Source organism: Campylobacter concisus (genome assembly GCF_902460715.1).
Classification (GTDB): Bacteria; Campylobacterota; Campylobacteria; order Campylobacterales; family Campylobacteraceae; genus Campylobacter_A; species Campylobacter_A concisus_AK.
In genome coordinates this window covers 1157073-1173022 of sequence record NZ_CABPUX010000001.1, presented here as the reverse complement: position 1 = coordinate 1173022, position 15950 = coordinate 1157073, and the positions used below count along the sequence as shown (strand labels likewise).

Genomic DNA, 15950 nt, shown 5'->3' with positions numbered 1-15950 from the left:
ATTAGTTTGTCTAATCTATTATTTAATCATAATAGACTGGCTCAATCGATCACTTGTTTAGATTTCAAAGATTGACTAATAGTTTAACAATTGTAAGTTAAAAGAACAACGATAAGAAAAAGGCTTTATTAACGTTGAAGTTAAAGGTGGTTTCTCGTTTCGTGAGCTGGAATTATATATGAGGGATGCTTAAATGCAGATTAAAAAATAGCAGCTTTTTGAAAAAAATCAAAAGCTTAAAATTTGATCAAATTTAACTATTTTCTTTTATAGATGCAAAGCCGCTTTCTTTTTCTATAATAATAATTGTTTGATTACCACGTTTGTCAGTTATTGTTATACTGCAATCTTTTTTTAGAAGTCTATCATAAGGACGTTTCGCTCCGCCAGAGGTAGTACTTGCTACTCTCATAGGACGACCCATTTCATCAAAAATTATAGTTTGCATTCCACTACAACCATCTTTAAAATCAACTGATGTTATACCAAATCTTTTTCCTAAATTTAATTCTTTATTCCACTTTTTACAAGTAGCTTCTGTTACTATTCCACTACTCCAGCCTCCGCTAAGAAGTTTCCCACTTTTATAGATATCATTCGCAACTTCATTTTCTGAATTTATATTTCCATTTAAACTTTTATCAAAAAAGACACTATATTTCCACGTAACAACTCCCGGCTTATCTATAGAGCATTTTTGCAAACTAGTATTATTAAAAGCTACTCCCCATCTCATTCTAAACCATCTCACAGGATTATCACTAACAAAATTTTCATACTTATCATCCTGCATGGCGAGGTGTTGAGTGTATCTTATATGAGTTAGAATCTGATTTGCAGCTTCTCTTGAGGCATTTCTATTTAGTTTTGGGATCATAATGGCAGCTAAAATTCCAACAACAACAATAACAAAAACAAGCTCTATCATCGTAAAAGCTCTTTTTTTCATAGCTTATCGTTCCTTGATATTGAAATTTGCAACTACTTTTCCCATTTTTTCTATACTAAATTTTGACTTCTCATCTAAATCGGCACTTGCTAATAAATTTTTAGAGTAGCTTTTTGTTTTTATCCCATAAAATTTAAGCCTTAGTGCAAGCCTTGCATCTTCAGTCGTTATGTCCTGCACTCCAGCCTCTTTTAGCTTATCTGCCAGCTCTTTTGCTACATCAAATTTATAAGTGAGATGTTTTGTAGGATCGCTTAAAAAGAGGTAAAAAATTTGATTAAAGATGATCGCTGACCAGTTAAATATCAAAAAGAGCATCACTAAGCTAGTGCAAATTTTATGACCTTTTCTAAATTTTGGCAGTCTCACGCGATATGAGTTGAAAAAAACTCTTACCATAAGTGGCGTTGCGATCACGCAAAATGGCAAGAACTGCTCAAGCTCCAGCCTTTGGCGCACAGAGACTATCATACAAAAGCAAAATGAGCAAATGGCGACAAACCACAAAAGATCCTTCTTCTCCTTAACCCAAATTCTATAAATCGTATATACAAAAAAGATAAAGACGAATGGCGAAAATACAGCGGCAAATATGCCAAAGGTATCGATAAAGTGCCCGCTTGGCCTGCCATTTGTTTCAAAGCCAAAAAAGTAAAGTGTCAGCAAAAATAAAATGGCACTGAGCCAAGCAAGTGGCGGCTTTCTTTTATAAAGTGCAAATATAAAAAATCCTGCATAAAATATCAAAAAATCGCCATCTATGAAAAAGGCTAGGCAGAAAAAGAGACTAAATAAAATTTTCTTTTTAATATGAAAAAGATATATGCACAAAAGCGCTAGAGTGATGCAAATTCCAGCGTTATTTATGATAAGGGCTGAAGCTATCGTGCCAGGAAGCAGCACAAAAAGTAGGACGGCTATGATCCTGTCAAACTCGAGCTTAATGTAAAATTTACTCACCTTATACATCAAAACCACGCTTGCGATGTGAAAAAAGATCATCACACCTCGCACAGCAAGGTCATTTTGACCAAAAAAATGGGCGCTTAGTTTTAAAATATAGCCAAGAAGGCTGTGCTTTTGAAAGAAAATTTCAGCCTCGTTGTAGCTTATACTAAGAGAATTTGCCGCATAAAGCAGAAAAACAAAATCAATCAAACATATCAAAAATACGCTAAAAGCGATGTGTCTGCTAGCAAATTCTCTAACTCTTTCTAACAAATTTAGCCCTTAAATATGTATATCCCAGAAAAACTCAACCCAGTCATGAGCCTCTTTTACCTTAAATTCAGGCAAAAGCAGAGCCTTTTCTTTATAAAATACAGTCGCTATCTTTATATCTAAATTTGGATAGCGTTTAAGCAGTTCTCTTTTTATCTCGACCATGCTCTCGCCGCTATCGATGATATCATCAACAAGCAAAATTTTAGTGTATTTGCTAAGATCTGGCACGTTAAAAATTTGTATCGTATCAAGCTTGTTTGTATCCTCGTAGTGGATAGAATTTAATGTAAATAAATTTCTATTTTCAAGCGCAACAGCTAGCGAGTGACCAAGCGTTAGACCACCCCTTGCCACAGCTAGTATCACCTCTGGATCAAACTCATCTTTTATCTGTTTTGCCATCTTTTTAGCATCAACGGCAAATTCATCGTAGCTATAAAATATCATCTTTCATCCTTATCAATGCACTAAAAATACGATAAAACTAATGAGCGCTAGCACAACTACGCCTAAATTTATATCGCTAAATTCTCTCTTTATGAGCTTAACTATGACGTATGACATAAAGCCAAATGCAAGACCGTTTGTGATCGAGTAAGTAAGCGGGATGAGCACAACTATGAAAAATGTCGCAACGGCGATGGCTGGATCTTTGAAATTTATGCTAGCAAGCTCAGCAAACATAAGCACGCCAACCATTACAAGGATCGGATAGATGGCGTTACCAGGGATCGCTTTAAAAAGTGGCAACATAAATAATGTAAGTATAAATAAAAGTCCGCAAAATACAGCCGTTAGACCAGTCCTACCGCCCTCTTCTACGCCGCTTGCACTCTCTACAAACGATGTGGTCGTACTTACACCTACAAGTGAGCCGGCTGCAGTAGCAACAGCGTCAGCTTCAAGAGTTTTTTCAAGTTTTATGACGCCATCTTTTTTGTTTTCGTCAAATATCCCTGCCCTCGTGCCAACGCCAGCTAGCGTGCCTATCGAGTCAAAAAGATCGGTCACAAAAAATGTGATGACAACTGGTAGCAAGGCTAGGCTAAAGGCACCTTTTATATCAAGCTCTAAAAATATCGGTGAGATAGAGGCTGGAGTTGAGAAAATTTCTTTTGGATGAGGAGCGATGCCAAGCACCCAAGCTATCACTGAAGTAGCAAGCACAGCTAGGATAAATGCGCCCTTTATCTTCCATGCCCAAAAGCAAACAACCAAAAATAACCCCAAAACGCCAAGAAGCACGTTTGGATCTTTGAAATTTCCTATGCCAACTAAAACCGCATCGTTATTTACGATAAAGCCCATTTGCTGAAATGCCACAAAGCTGATAAATGTGCCTATACCAGCGCTTATCGCTCTTCTTAGATCAAGCGGGATCGACCTGATAATCCACATCCTAAAATTTGTAAAAGATAAGACAACAAATATCACGCCACTTAAGAAAACAACGCCAAGAGCCGTTTGCCAAGGCACTTTCATGCCAATGCAAAGACCAAATGTAAAATAAGCATTAAGCCCCATGCCAACGCTCATCGCAACTGGTGTGTTCGCCCAAAGACCATTTAATACAGTAGAAAATATGGTAATTAGCGCAGTTGCAGTGATTAATGCCTCATAAGGCATGCCAGTTTTGCTCATAATGATCGCATTTACCGGCACAATATACATCATCGCTAAAAATGTCGTAAGTCCCGCTCCAAATTCCTGCTTCACACTCGTTTTGTTTTGTGCTAAGTCAAAAAATTTCACCCCAAGCTCCTTTAGTAAATTTTAAGTTCGTTATATAAGCTATCACGCTCAACCGGCGTAAAACCAGATGTTTTTATGAGATCGCAAAATGTCTTTAGTGTGACGCCATTTGCGCTGTTTGCACCGGCTGCACTTTGTATGCTCTCTTTTTCTATCGTGCCATCAAGATCATCAGCGCCAAATTCCTGAGCGATCATCGCTAAATTTAAGGTCGATGTAGCCCAGTATGCCTTTATGTGTGGGACATTATCAAGCACTAGCCTCGAAATCGCCATAGTCTTTAAAATTTCAGCCGATCCTAGAAATTTGACATCTTTTAAGTAGTTATTTTCTCTTTGATAGACAAGTGGGATAAATGCATTAAATCCGCCAGTTTCATCTTGCAAGTCCCTGATCCTTAGCATGTGATCGATCCTATTTTCGCGGCTTTCTATGTGACCAAAGAGCATTGTAGCGTTGCTTTGTCTGCCTTTATCGTGCCACATTTTATGGATCTTTAGCCAGTTCTTGCTACTTACTTTGCCTTTACAAATTTTAGCCCTGACCTCTTCATCAAAAATTTCAGCCCCGCCGCCTGGCATGCTATCGACGCCATATTCGAGCATCTTTTCTATCACCTCATCGTAGCTTAAGCCGTAATGCCTTGACAAAAAGTCGATCTCAGCCGCCGTCATCGCCTTTACATGAAGCTCTGGATGAGCTGCCTTTATCTTTTTAAAAATTTCTAAGTACCACTGCCAGCCGCTAGTTGCGTTGTGGGCGGAGACGATGTGTATCTCTTTTGCGCCGTGGCTAACGCTCTCATCAACGATCTTTAAAATTTCTTCGTGGCTCATTAGGTATGGATTTGGATTTTTTCTGTGGGCTGAAAATGCGCAAAATTTACAGATGTCAGCACAGATATTTGTTGGATTGATATGGCGATTTACATTAAAAAAGACCTTGTTGCCGTGCAGTTTTCTACGCTTTTTATCGGCAAATTTAGCCAAGGTAAAAAGATCAAGCTCATAAAGCGAAAAAGCCTCTTGCTTGCTTAATCTCTCGCCACTTTCTAGTTTTTGTAATAGATTCATTATTTGTATCGTCCTAAAGCTGAACTTAAGGCTTCATTATAAGCAAATAAAGCTTTGTTTTTGCAAAAATTATGTAACATTTGCCAAGATATTTTTAACAATGGAAACACTAAATGCTAGCTGATAAAAGTGCCAAAAATAGCAATAATTATTCAAAGATCAAAGAGAAATTTCTTGATTTTAAGGCAAATTTGCCAAAACATTTTCAAAAAAATCAAGGCAGAAATTTCACAAATTTCTTAGCCAAAGAGTATGATGATTTTATAAAATCTTATTTAAATGAAACTATGCGAGAATTTTTTGATGAGTTTGTGCCACAAAACGACAGCTTTGCTTTTAGCGTTCTAGCCACTGGCAAATACGCTCAAACGCTGCTTAGCGCAAATAGCGAGCTTGAAATTTTACTAGTTTATAAAAATTTAAAGGGCTATAATATAAAAAATTTCTTAAAAGAATTTTCTGAAATTTTAGATAGCTCTGGCATGAAATTTGTGATAAAAGTTGCCGAAGTGGATGAAATTTTTATAAATTTCAAAGATGACCTTAAATTTAAAAGCGAAACCTCGCAACTTCGCTACATCTGCGGCTCAAAAAGCCTCTACCGCCTAGTAAAAAGCGAGATCATAAAGATAAAAGAATTTGATAAAAAAGCCTTTTTAAACTACCATTTAAAGGCATTTTTGCCATTTTCTAGCATAAGCTACTTGGTGCAAGAGCCAAATTTAAAAAGTGGCTTTGGCGGGATCGATGAAATTTACCGCTTAAACTGCATACTAAACTGCCTTGATAGCGATATTTCAGTTAGATCACAAGCCCTTAAGGTGATGAATGAAAAAGAGATCGCTAGCTTTAACCTAAACGTGGATTTTTTACTAAGCTTGCTAAGTGCTTTAAATTTAACTCAAAACACCGATACTTTCAGTGCTTCAAGTGTCGAGATCACGACAAATTTCATGCAGACAAAGTCCAAAAAGCTTCAAGACAACGAGAGCGTCATCAGCCAAAAGATGCTAAGCTCGATGAATAACGTAGCCATTTATTCAAGATTTATCGCAGCTTCGCTTTGCAGGCCATTTTTCAAAAGCGAGCTAAGCTTCGAGCAGAGAAAATTTGCTAGGCTAAAAAATGGCTTTTACGAGATAAATGGCGTCATCTACGTGCCACTTCACAAAAAGCCAGCACTCATCGAGGATCTCATAAATGAGCTTTTAGAACTAAAAGATGTGGATTATAAATTTGATATAAGCGCGATCTTTTATATCAAGCGAGCCATCATCACAAAAGATGGCTTAGAGCGCGCTATCAGCGAGTTTAAGAAGATATTTTTAAGAGAAAATTCCTACGCCATCTTAAAATCCTTGCTAGATGCGCAGATGATACAAATTTTGATAAAACCGATGGAGCACATCTCCCAGCTAGCAGAATATGACGGCTATAACGAATTTACGGTTGATGAGCATAGTATCTTAAGTGTCAAATTTCTTGAAAATATAAAAGATAAATTTATAAAAAATCTCTACACTGAGCTTTGCTTGGAGGGCAAAACGATGCTAAAGATCGTGACGCTTATGCATGACGTTGGCAAAGGACTTGGCGGAAAAGATCACGCAAATATCGGTGCAAACATCTTTAGAGCCTACGCGAACAAGCTAAATTTAAGCCAAAAAGCTATCAACATCGGCGTCATCTTGATAAAATACCACACCCTAATGAGCAACGTCTCAAACAGAGAGGACATCTACTCACAGCGCGTCATCTTCGCCTTTATCTCAAAGCTTGGCGACAAGCAGGTTTTAAAGCTACTTTACATCCTTAGCTACTGCGTGATAAACGCCACTAATGAGAGGCTTTATAACGCCTACACAGCAAAGCTTTTAAGAGAGCTTTATGAAATTTCTCTTAGCGCATTTAGCGATGAAAATTTACTCGATGAAGCAACAAGGCGAGTAAAAAAAGAGCAGTCTATAAAAAGAAATAGCGAGTTTTTGGCGCTTGAGCCAAAGCTGCAAGAGAAAATTTTTAAGATCACATCAAATTTGGTCTTTACAAAATATAGCGCGAGCGAGATCATAAATTTAAGCAAAGTGGCTGATAGCTTAAACGAAACCGAAATTTTCATAAACAATACTAAAAATTTGAGCATTCAAATTTATACAAACAAAAGCCTAAATTTAAGCGCTCTGCTCTATGAATTTGCCAAATTTGACCTTGCATATATGGAGATATTTGAGCTATTTGAGAAGAAATTTTATATCAGGCTTGACTTTAACCAAAATGTAAAAAATCATGAGCTTGAAAATACTAAAATTTTAGCCCTAAAATCCCTAGATAGCGAGGTTTTAAGAGAGCCTTTGAAACCAAATATTAACAAAGATGAGATAAACTTCGAGCTAAATCACTCAAAAGATTACGCCAAACTTAGCATAAACGCAAAAGATCAGCGTGGGCTAATGGCTTATGTGATGAGTGTTTTTGACAGGCTTCATTTTCAAGTCACGAGCGCTAGAATTCAGACGGTTAAAAATAGAACGAGAAATCTCTTTTTGATCGAGAAAAACGAGCGACTTGAGAGTAAAGGCGAAGAGATATTAAATTTATTAATAAGCGAGTAAAACATGTGTGGAATCGTAGGATACATCGGAGATAAAGAGAAAAAAGAGGTCATTTTAAGCGGTCTAAAAGAGCTTGAGTATCGTGGATACGACAGCGCTGGCATGGCTGTGATGAGTGATGGCAAGATCGACTTTTTCAAAGCTGTTGGCAAGCTTGAAAATTTAGCCCTAAAGACAAAGGACTTTACATCAGAGGGCTTTGGCGTGGCGATAGGTCACACACGCTGGGCAACTCATGGCAAACCAACTGAGATAAATGCTCACCCGCACCTTGGCGAGCACTCATTTGTCGTTCACAACGGCATCATCGAAAACTACAAAGAGCTTAAAGATGAGCTTGAGGCAAAGGGCGTGAAATTTGTCAGCCAAACCGACACCGAAGTGATCGTACATCTTTTTGAAGAAATTTTAAAAGAGAAAAAAGACCCATTTAAAGCTTATGAGGCGACTATCGCAAAGCTAAGAGGCGCTTATGCGACGCTACTTATCACCAAAACTGCACCTGATAAGATATTTTTCGCAAAAGATGCCGCTCCTATGGCGATAGGCAAAAGCGACAAAAAAGAGCTATATTTTGCCTCATCAGATGCCCCACTTATCGGCAACGCAACAGAAGTAGCATATCTTGATGATAACAACTACGGCTACGTGAGCTTAGATGAGATAGCTGTTTTTAAACACGGCAAAAAGGCTAGCATAACATTTAACGCACTGCCAAAAGATAAGAGCTATGCCCAAAAAGAGGGTTATACATTTTTTATGGAGAAAGAAATTTACGAGCAAGGCGCAGTCGTGTCTGAAACCATCATGGGCAGGGTCAAAAACCACAAAGTTACCCTTGAAAATTTAGACGATGAATACCTAAAAGGCATCGATGATGTCGTGCTTTGTGCGTGCGGTACGAGCTACCATGCAGCGCTTGTTGCAAGCTATCTTTTTGAAAGGCTTGCCAAAGTTAGAACAAAGGTCGAAGTGGCAAGCGAATTTAGATATAGAAAGCCTTATCTAAACAAAAACTCGCTCTTCATCGTCATCTCGCAAAGTGGCGAGACAGCTGATACTCTTGAGGCGCTTAGGATCGCAAAAGAGGCTGGGCTAAAGACACTTGCTATTTGCAATGTCGATAACTCATCTATCGTTAGACTAGCTGATAATACGCTTCTAACTCGCGCTGGCATCGAAAAAGGCGTGGCAAGCACAAAGGCCTTTGCAACGCAAATCATCGTGCTTTGGATGCTTGTGCTTCAAATGGCATCAGCAAAGGGATCTATCAGCAAGAAAGAGCTTGATCACGAGATCAAAACGCTTCTTCATATCCCACAAATTTTAAATATAGATAACTCTTTGCAAGAGAAGCTTCACCGCCTAAGCAAGCACTATTTGCACGGTCATGGCTTCTTCTTTATCGGTAGAGATATCTTCTATCCGCTGGCACTTGAAGGTGCGTTAAAACTTAAAGAAATTTCATATCTTCACGCCGAGGGCTATCCATCAGGCGAGATGAAGCACGGCCCTATCGCGCTTGCAGATGAGAAGCTATTTACGATCGCTTTAATGCCTCAAAACTTACTATATGAAAAGACAAAAAGTAACGTCGAAGAGCTTGCTGCAAGAGATGCATATATCCTAGCGATCAGCCCACTTGAGTTTGAACTAAGCGATGACTACGTAAAAACAAGCGTTCAAGATCACTATATGAGCGAATTTTTCGAGATGATGCTAGTGCTTCAGCTACTTGCACTTGAAATTTCCGTTAGACTTGGCAACAATGTCGATATGCCAAGAAACCTCGCAAAAAGCGTAACTGTCGAATAATTTATGTGGCTGGCATCTTGCTGGCCGCTTAAATTTTACTTTTATATTTTTCTTTTAAAATTTAAGTTTTCACAAAATATTATTTTCTTATAATATTTGCACTTCTAATTACATTAAAAAGGATCTTCATGAAAAAGAGATTTTTAGCATCTAAGGTCTTTAGCAGCATTGCCGCTCTTTGTTTATTTGCTGGATGCGCTAGCAGCAATAGTGGTGTAACTGGTGCCGCAGCAGGAGATACAGCCAAAAATGCCAACACGAAAATCGAGCGTTGCAGCCAAACGCTAGGAACATTGTCTTTTTACGAGGATCAAAGTAGCTCATGGTACTCATATCTAACTAGAGATTATCAGCTTGGCTCAACAGTGCCGGTGCTAAGGATCTTAGCTCAGCAAACAGGCTGCTTCGTCATCGTCGAGCGTGGCAGAAGTATGGATAATATGATGCAAGAGCGCGCACTTGAAGCTAGTGGCGAGCTAAGAAAAGGCTCTAAATTTCACAAAGGTCAAGTCGTAGCGGCTGATTATACTATGCAGCCAGAGATCACATTTAGCAAAGAAGATACTGGCGGTATCAGCGGACTTGTAGGCGCTGTCTTTGGTAATGTTGCTGGCAAGGTAAGCGGAGGCTTTTCAAAGAGCGAAACACAAACATCTTTGCTTCTCATAGACAACCGCTCAGGCGTACAGATCGCTGGTGCAGTCGGCAGTGATAGCAACTTTGACTTCTTTGGCATGGGCTCAAATTCATTTTCACGTGTGAGCGCTGGACTTGGTGGCTACACAAAGACACCAGAGGGCAGGATGATCGTAAATGCCTTTATGGACGCGATGAACCAACTTATAGTCGCGCTAAAAGACTATAAAGTCCAAAATGTAAAAGGTGGTCTTGGCAAAGGCGGAAATATAAAAATAGGAGACTAAGATGAAATTTATAGCCATTTTGTTTTGTACATTTACGATGCTGCTAGCTGCAAACTATACTAAAAAGATAGAGATCGGGCTTTGCAAACTTATAAACGAAAGAGAAATGGCTAAATTTTATGGCGACACGAGAAACTATGACGCCCTTAGCAAAAAGATAGACGGATATAAATTTCGTTTTGGATTGAAAGATTTTGATGAGGATAGTTGCCGCATGAGTGGCTACTATCCTATTGATCCAAACTATGCACCATATCCTCCTAACTACCACCAATACTATCAAAATGAGTACGAAAGATTTGATAGATTTCAGCGTGGTTACCGTGGAGGCTACTACGATGGTGACGACTATGATGATGGTTTTGAGCGCGGTTATAGACGTGGCTACAATGACGCTAGAAGAGAGTATAGAAGACCTTATAGATAGGCACAAAAGCCATAATCTTTAAAGAAATTTGATGCAAAACCTGTGGATATGGCAACATCCCAACTACCCAAATTTTTCTTTCAACAAAAGTGTGATAGACACCCTTGCAAATAAACTAGAGCAAGATCACGAAATTTTAAAAGAGATAACAAGTAATATTAGTAGAAACGATATTTTAAAGGCGCAAATTAACGCCATAGAAGATGGGATATTTTACTCATCTCTCATAGTGGGCGAGAGGCTAAAAAGATCGAGCATTCGCTCATCGATAAAAAAGAGACTAGATGAAAATTTTGACTGACTAGCCGACACTCATGCGACTAGACACAGTGATAATCTAGTCTCGCTAATGCTTGATGCAAATTTAAACAAAGCTCCTATGAACTTCGAGCGGCTACATGGCTGGCACAATGCCTTGTTTGAATATAGCCATAGCAAAATTTACAAGATAAAAAGAGCTAAATTTAGAGAAGATGAGATGAGCGTCGTCTCAGGCTCACAAGAGAATGTGCAGATCCACTACGAAGCCTTGCCAGCAGAGCGCGTAGAGGATGAGGAATTTTTTAAATTTTATCAATAAAAGCTCCGAAAACGCCTATGTAAAAAGCGCCTTAGCGCACCTTTGGTTTGTGATCATCCATCCTTATGACGACGGCAACGGACGCATGGCAAGGGCTTTGGCGCACTACTGCTTGGCTGGTGAGAGCATTGAGCCATTTTATATCTCCAGCGTTATTTATGCAAATAAAAAAGATTATTATGAAATTTTAGAGCAGACAACAAAGCTTGAAAATAATTTAAACTTTGACTTTACGGCATGTATAAAGTGGCATTTAGAGGCGGTAAATAGCGCCATAAAACAAGCTATAAGCTCATTAAAAAGATAAAATTTCTATCATATTTAAGAGCCAAAGCCCTTAAATTTTATCTTTACTTAGGATTTTTACGAGCTGCTCTTTGATCTCGTCATCAAATTCGCTAACACTTATCACACCCCTGCTCTCGCACATCTTAGCGTCATTTACTTCGCAGTAGCCACTCAGCGCGTTTTTGTATCCGCCCCTTATGCAGGCCTCTCTATCCTCTAAAAATCCAGCCCCGCCAAGGATGAGCATGCCAAGGTCAAAGCCGATCTTAAATTTCGCACTCGCTGAGCTTTTTATCCAGCTTAAAAATATCTCATCATATCTTAGCCCAAGCGCTCCAACGCCATCTGGCACGACCAAGATATCCACGCCATAAAGGCTCTCAGCGTAAATTTCAGGATGAAGCCTGACGCCAAATTCATCGACTATCTCAGGCTTTAGGGCGTAGGTTTTGATGTTAAAACCTTCAAATTTATGCAAAAAATCATAAATTTTGGCAAAGCTTAACAAATTTATCTTGTCAAACATCAAAATGCCAACTTTCATGTTAGCTCCTTTTAATGAAGTGCCTCATTTAGCTTGATCGCCCTTTTGCTCGCGCTTGCAGTGATCTGACCTGTTTGGCTATTTTGTCTAAAATGAAGCCCGTTTAGCCCGCCAAGCTCAAGCGCTTTGTAAATTTCAGCTTCAAATTTAAACTCTGGATTTAGCTTAGCTAGCTTTTCGCGCTCGCTTGCCGAGATATAGACCTTTGTGCCCTCAAGCACCGCTATGCCAGCATCCACGATGCAGTTATCGCCAAGTGGCACGCCAGTAACTGAGTTTGCGCCAAGTAAGCAGTGTTTGCCGATACTTACAGGGTTGCCGTTCGTGCCGCTTAGCACGCCAAGTATGCTTGCACCCCCGCCAACGTCACTGCCCTCGCCCACGACGACAGAGCTGCTGACCCTGCCTTCAACCATCACGCCACCAGTTGTGCCTGCATTAAAGTTGATGTAAGCAGCTCCTGGCATGACGACCGTGCCAGGATGCACAGCTGCGCCCATGCGAACCTTGGCAGCGTCTAAAATTCTCGTGTTATCAGCTGGGATGATGTGACTTAGAAATCTTGGGAATTTATCCACGCTCACGATCGCTGGATACTCGCCAAACATCTTTAGAGAAATTTCATTTTCTCTTAGCCACTCAAGCTCGATCGGGATGTTTTGACTAGTCCATGCGACATTTGGTAGCACTCCAAAGGCTCCATCAAGTACGATCGTCCTAGGTGCGACCTTGCCAAGTGAGATCAAGTAGAGCTTGAGATAGACGGCCTCCACGCTAAGTGGCTTTGCGTCATCGAACAAAAATACAAGCTTAAATTTATTCTCATTTAGCTCAAGATCATCCTCAAATGCCATCTTCACAGCGTGTAAATTCTCTACGTTTTTATGCAATTTTATATCTTTTTCAAAGACACTAAAGAGTTTGCTAACCTTTTTTGTTACCTTTGGCGTGAGATCTGCGACAAACTCGGATGCGCTAAAATCAACCTCAACATCACACTTTTGCAAGGCGTAGATAAAAGCAGCTGCGCTTAAAAAGCTCTCTTTATAATTTACAACGCCAAAACTTGCTTGCAAAATTTTATCGCTATTTTTTTGTCCGCGATCGACTCTTGCGATGCCAAAAGCAACTGGATCTTTGTAGCCATCTTTTTTTCTAAATTCTTCAAAAAATTCCTTAAATTCGTTTGCGTCTTTAAACTCTTTAGACATCTATTCTCCTTTAAATTTTTTCTTAGTCTAGCCAAAAATGGCTAAAAATTTTATGATTTTAAAGCATTTGAGCTTTGATAAATTTATAAATTATAATAATGATTAATCTTATCATAAAGAAAATAGAAATAAAATGCCTCTAATTTTACAAGGAGACAAAATGTCAAATTTAGCTACCAAACCAAAATTTGCCCTAGCTGCGTTGATCGGCCTCGTCGCTGGCGTAGTTTCAGCTTTTGTCAAATGGGGTGCAGAAGTGCCGCTTCCGCCAAGAAGCCCTATGGATATGTTTAACGTAGCTTGTGAGCCAGAAAGTGCCATCAGAGCAGCTGATGCGATCGACTGCTCGAGAAATTTCTTAAACCCGCCTTATGTATTTTTAAGAGATTATGTCGATATCACCGATCCAAACGCTGCTATCTACGAGTTTGCAGGGCATGCCTTTAACTACGTGATGCTAACGCACATTATCTTCTCCGTCGTCTTTGCCGTTGGCTACTGCGTCGTGGCTGAGAAATATCCAAAGATCACGATGTGGCAAGGCGTGATGGCTGGTATCTTAGCAACTATCGCAGTTCATGGCATCTCACTGCCGCTTCTTGGCCTCACTCCGCCACTTTGGACACTTCCTTGGTATGAGTATGTCTCTGAGTTTGTAGGTCACATGGTCTGGTTTTGGTCGATAGAGATCATCCGCCACGACCTAAGAGCTAGGATCACAAAAGAAAAAGATCCGAGCGACTGCTGCTGCAACGCATAACTTGTAAATTTGCTGTTTTGGGCGCAAAACCTAAAAACAGCAAATTTAATAATTTAAAAGGCTTTGTTAAAGTAAAAGATTGTTTTTAAGCTTTATTTTGCTAAAATAGCTACATTAAAAACAGCAATAGAGTCAGTAAAATGGTAACTTCAAAAGCAGAGCTTGAAATAGTAAAACAAATTTTTAACACTCTAAGTAATGATGACAAAAAATCCTTTCTAAAATCTATCAAAAACAAAGAAAAATCAGAGTCAAATTTGACTCCCTCAAAAGAGATAAAAGAGTGTCCGCATTGTAAATCAACTCATTTTAAAAAGAACGGCACAAGAAGCAATGGCAAACAAAGCTTTCTTTGCCTTGATTGCAATAAGTCTTTTGTAAGCTCAAACAACACTATCTTATATGGTGTTAAAAAGGATTTATCGGTATGGCAAAAATATATCCATTGTATGATAGAAAAATACTCGCTTAGGAAAACCGCTGAAATTTGCAATATCTCACTGCCTACTGCCTTTGCTTGGCGACATAAAATTCTTGACGCTTTGCAAGAAATACAAGATAGCATAAAGTTTGACGGCATAGTAGAAGCCGGTGAAACATTTATGTCTATTTCATATAAAGGCAATCATAAATCCTTTAATTTTCCATGCTTAGTAAAAAAAAGAGGCGCTGCAAACGCAAAGCGTGGGTTATCTAAGGAACTCGTTTGCATACCTTGTATTGTAAATTCAAACGCTAAGCCAGTAGACAATATAGCAAATCTTGGCAAACCAGACGTAAAAGCCTTAAATAGTTTTATAAATGGTAAATTAAAGCGTAATAGCATATTTGTAACTGATAGCCTACGCTTAAACTTAAAGCTCTTAAGCGAAATGGTGTTAAGTCATATTAGAATGTATAGAAACAGGTATAAACTAGGTGCATTTAATATCCAGACAATCAATAAAAATATGTTAATCCACGGCCTTAAAAGCGTATCTACGAAGTATCTAAATAACTACCTTATCTATCACAATTTTGTAAATTTTGCAAAAGAAAGCAGAAAAGATAAAGAACAAATACTTTTCAAGCATATACTAAATACAGATTGTATTAGTAAAAGTATAAGTGTGGCAAACAGACCAGCTTTGCCATTGATGGTGGAGTAAGTATTAAAAAAGGATAAACTATGAATAAAGAAGTATATATTTTAATTAAGAACTTGGCTGACAAATATGTAAATGATTTGAAATCGCAAGTTGATGCTCGTGTTGTAGAAATGGAACTAGATGATACTTCGCATTATCTGATATATCGAGTTTTAGGTATTTCAGATGGAGAAGGAAAATTGATCGATTTATACCAAAATAAAGGTCGTTTTTTATATAAATATGCGGGAGCATTTTTGGAAGAAGCGGCGTTTATCTGTTTTAAATACAAATACTCAAAAGCAAAAAAAGTAAAAATTATAAACACCCAAGGCAGTAAACCAAAAACATTTGAAATTGATTGTTTGATTGAAACAAATGCGCACGAAATTAAATGGCGCGATGCTACTACTGACGGTGACCATATTACAAAAGAGCATACTCGTGTCCAAGTTATAAAAGCAAAGGGATATATACCAATAAGAGTTATGTTTTACTATCCACAAAGAACACAGGCTAAGAAAATACAAGAAACATTAGAGACACTATATAAGGGAATAGGTGGGAAGTATTATGTAGGAGACTCTGCTTGGGCATATATTAAAGAATATACTGACATTGATTTAATGGAAATTTTAGAAAAAATTGCAGAGTTAAGGAAATAA

General features: G+C 38.5%; 17 protein-coding genes. 10 read left to right on the top strand and 7 right to left on the bottom strand.

All coding sequences use genetic code 11. From position 1 onward, the window contains the following. Positions 1–253: 253 nt before the first annotated feature. From F3G91_RS05825 to mqnE, 5 genes are read right to left on the bottom strand one after another with little or no spacing between them, the layout of a single operon-like run. Entirely contained in the window at positions 254–949 is a 696-nt protein-coding gene (locus F3G91_RS05825) for a type II secretion system protein (protein WP_149700971.1), read from the bottom strand. A 3-nt stretch (positions 950–952) separates the two neighbouring features. Further along, complete coding sequence (locus F3G91_RS05820; protein WP_149700970.1) at positions 953–2170, bottom strand: ArnT family glycosyltransferase; 1218 nt, start codon at positions 2168–2170, stop codon at positions 953–955. A gap of 9 nt (positions 2171–2179) precedes the next feature. After that, positions 2180–2620: a phosphoribosyltransferase gene (locus F3G91_RS05815; protein ID WP_012001533.1), complete on the bottom strand. Its 441-nt coding sequence runs from the start codon at positions 2618–2620 to the stop codon at positions 2180–2182. Positions 2621–2632: 12 nt separating this feature from the next. Continuing rightward, positions 2633–3925 (bottom strand): NCS2 family permease, encoded by a 1293-nt coding sequence (locus tag F3G91_RS05810; RefSeq protein ID WP_149700969.1) that lies wholly within the window; start codon positions 3923–3925, stop codon positions 2633–2635. Positions 3926–3936: 11 nt separating this feature from the next. Beyond that, positions 3937–5001 (bottom strand): aminofutalosine synthase MqnE, encoded by a 1065-nt coding sequence (gene mqnE, locus F3G91_RS05805; RefSeq protein ID WP_149700968.1) that lies wholly within the window; start codon positions 4999–5001, stop codon positions 3937–3939. Between the two features lie 110 nt (positions 5002–5111). On the opposite strand from mqnE, the gene F3G91_RS05800 reads away from it, so the two are divergent. From F3G91_RS05800 to F3G91_RS05770, 7 genes are all read left to right on the top strand, one after another. After that, positions 5112–7610, top strand: coding sequence for an HD domain-containing protein (locus F3G91_RS05800; protein WP_149700967.1), 2499 nt, complete (start codon positions 5112–5114; stop codon positions 7608–7610). Between the two features lie 3 nt (positions 7611–7613). Further along, the gene (gene glmS, locus F3G91_RS05795; protein WP_009294444.1) at positions 7614–9425 is read left to right on the top strand and encodes a glutamine--fructose-6-phosphate transaminase (isomerizing); all 1812 of its coding nucleotides are present in this window, start codon (positions 7614–7616) and stop codon (positions 9423–9425) included. 128 nt (positions 9426–9553) lie between these two features. Next, on the top strand, positions 9554–10348 hold the full coding sequence (locus F3G91_RS05790; protein WP_103610975.1) for a CsgG/HfaB family protein: 795 nt from the start codon (positions 9554–9556) through the stop codon (positions 10346–10348). 1 nt (position 10349) lies between these two features. Next, complete coding sequence (locus F3G91_RS05785; RefSeq protein ID WP_149700966.1) at positions 10350–10775, top strand: gamma-glutamyl phosphate reductase; 426 nt, start codon at positions 10350–10352, stop codon at positions 10773–10775. A 31-nt stretch (positions 10776–10806) separates the two neighbouring features. Continuing rightward, the gene (locus F3G91_RS05780) at positions 10807–11076 is read left to right on the top strand and encodes a DUF4172 domain-containing protein (protein ID WP_149700965.1); all 270 of its coding nucleotides are present in this window, start codon (positions 10807–10809) and stop codon (positions 11074–11076) included. A gap of 48 nt (positions 11077–11124) precedes the next feature. Further along, positions 11125–11355, top strand: a complete 231-nt coding sequence (locus F3G91_RS05775; protein WP_149700964.1) for a hypothetical protein — start codon at positions 11125–11127, stop codon at positions 11353–11355. Then, a complete protein-coding gene (locus F3G91_RS05770) occupies positions 11327–11662 on the top strand; it encodes a Fic family protein (protein WP_149700963.1) in 336 nt (111 codons plus the stop codon). Before F3G91_RS05775 ends, F3G91_RS05770 begins: the two co-directional genes overlap by 29 nt. A 30-nt stretch (positions 11663–11692) precedes the next feature. Here F3G91_RS05770 and F3G91_RS05765 read toward each other — a convergent pair whose 3' ends face one another. Both F3G91_RS05765 and F3G91_RS05760 read right to left on the bottom strand, forming a co-directional pair. Further along, entirely contained in the window at positions 11693–12187 is a 495-nt protein-coding gene (locus tag F3G91_RS05765; RefSeq protein ID WP_149700962.1) for a type 1 glutamine amidotransferase family protein, read from the bottom strand. Between the two features lie 11 nt (positions 12188–12198). After that, the gene (locus F3G91_RS05760; protein ID WP_149700961.1) at positions 12199–13398 is read right to left on the bottom strand and encodes a tetrahydrodipicolinate N-succinyltransferase N-terminal domain-containing protein; all 1200 of its coding nucleotides are present in this window, start codon (positions 13396–13398) and stop codon (positions 12199–12201) included. Between the two features lie 160 nt (positions 13399–13558). Here F3G91_RS05760 and F3G91_RS05755 point away from each other — a divergent pair, with 160 nt between their 5' ends. From F3G91_RS05755 to F3G91_RS05745, 3 genes are all read left to right on the top strand, one after another. Continuing rightward, on the top strand, positions 13559–14158 hold the full coding sequence (locus F3G91_RS05755) for a YagU family protein (protein ID WP_149700960.1): 600 nt from the start codon (positions 13559–13561) through the stop codon (positions 14156–14158). Between the two features lie 140 nt (positions 14159–14298). Continuing rightward, entirely contained in the window at positions 14299–15306 is a 1008-nt protein-coding gene (locus F3G91_RS05750) for an IS1595 family transposase (RefSeq protein ID WP_149700959.1), read from the top strand. A 20-nt stretch (positions 15307–15326) separates the two neighbouring features. Continuing rightward, positions 15327–15950 carry an ApaLI family restriction endonuclease gene (locus F3G91_RS05745; protein WP_149700958.1) on the top strand — a complete coding sequence of 208 codons (624 nt, stop codon included), beginning with the start codon at positions 15327–15329 and terminating at the stop codon, positions 15948–15950.

What these genes read in the sequence shown, in the direction of transcription:
- F3G91_RS05785 (WP_149700966.1), top strand. Translation starts at nt 10,350, where the DNA reads ATGAAATTTATAGCCATTTTGTTTTGTACATTTACGATGCTGCTAGCT.
- F3G91_RS05755 (WP_149700960.1), top strand. Translation starts at nt 13,559, where the DNA reads ATGTCAAATTTAGCTACCAAACCAAAATTTGCCCTAGCTGCGTTGATC.
- F3G91_RS05780 (WP_149700965.1), top strand. Translation starts at nt 10,807, where the DNA reads ATGCAAAACCTGTGGATATGGCAACATCCCAACTACCCAAATTTTTCT.
- F3G91_RS05765 (WP_149700962.1), bottom strand. Translation starts at nt 12,187, where the DNA reads ATGAAAGTTGGCATTTTGATGTTTGACAAGATAAATTTGTTAAGCTTT.
- F3G91_RS05760 (WP_149700961.1), bottom strand. Translation starts at nt 13,398, where the DNA reads ATGTCTAAAGAGTTTAAAGACGCAAACGAATTTAAGGAATTTTTTGAA.
- F3G91_RS05770 (WP_149700963.1), top strand. Translation starts at nt 11,327, where the DNA reads ATGAGGAATTTTTTAAATTTTATCAATAAAAGCTCCGAAAACGCCTAT.
- glmS (WP_009294444.1), top strand. Translation starts at nt 7,614, where the DNA reads ATGTGTGGAATCGTAGGATACATCGGAGATAAAGAGAAAAAAGAGGTC.
- F3G91_RS05775 (WP_149700964.1), top strand. Translation starts at nt 11,125, where the DNA reads ATGCTTGATGCAAATTTAAACAAAGCTCCTATGAACTTCGAGCGGCTA.
- F3G91_RS05825 (WP_149700971.1), bottom strand. Translation starts at nt 949, where the DNA reads ATGAAAAAAAGAGCTTTTACGATGATAGAGCTTGTTTTTGTTATTGTT.
- F3G91_RS05815 (WP_012001533.1), bottom strand. Translation starts at nt 2,620, where the DNA reads ATGATATTTTATAGCTACGATGAATTTGCCGTTGATGCTAAAAAGATG.
- F3G91_RS05745 (WP_149700958.1), top strand. Translation starts at nt 15,327, where the DNA reads ATGAATAAAGAAGTATATATTTTAATTAAGAACTTGGCTGACAAATAT.
- F3G91_RS05750 (WP_149700959.1), top strand. Translation starts at nt 14,299, where the DNA reads ATGGTAACTTCAAAAGCAGAGCTTGAAATAGTAAAACAAATTTTTAAC.
- F3G91_RS05800 (WP_149700967.1), top strand. Translation starts at nt 5,112, where the DNA reads ATGCTAGCTGATAAAAGTGCCAAAAATAGCAATAATTATTCAAAGATC.
- F3G91_RS05790 (WP_103610975.1), top strand. Translation starts at nt 9,554, where the DNA reads ATGAAAAAGAGATTTTTAGCATCTAAGGTCTTTAGCAGCATTGCCGCT.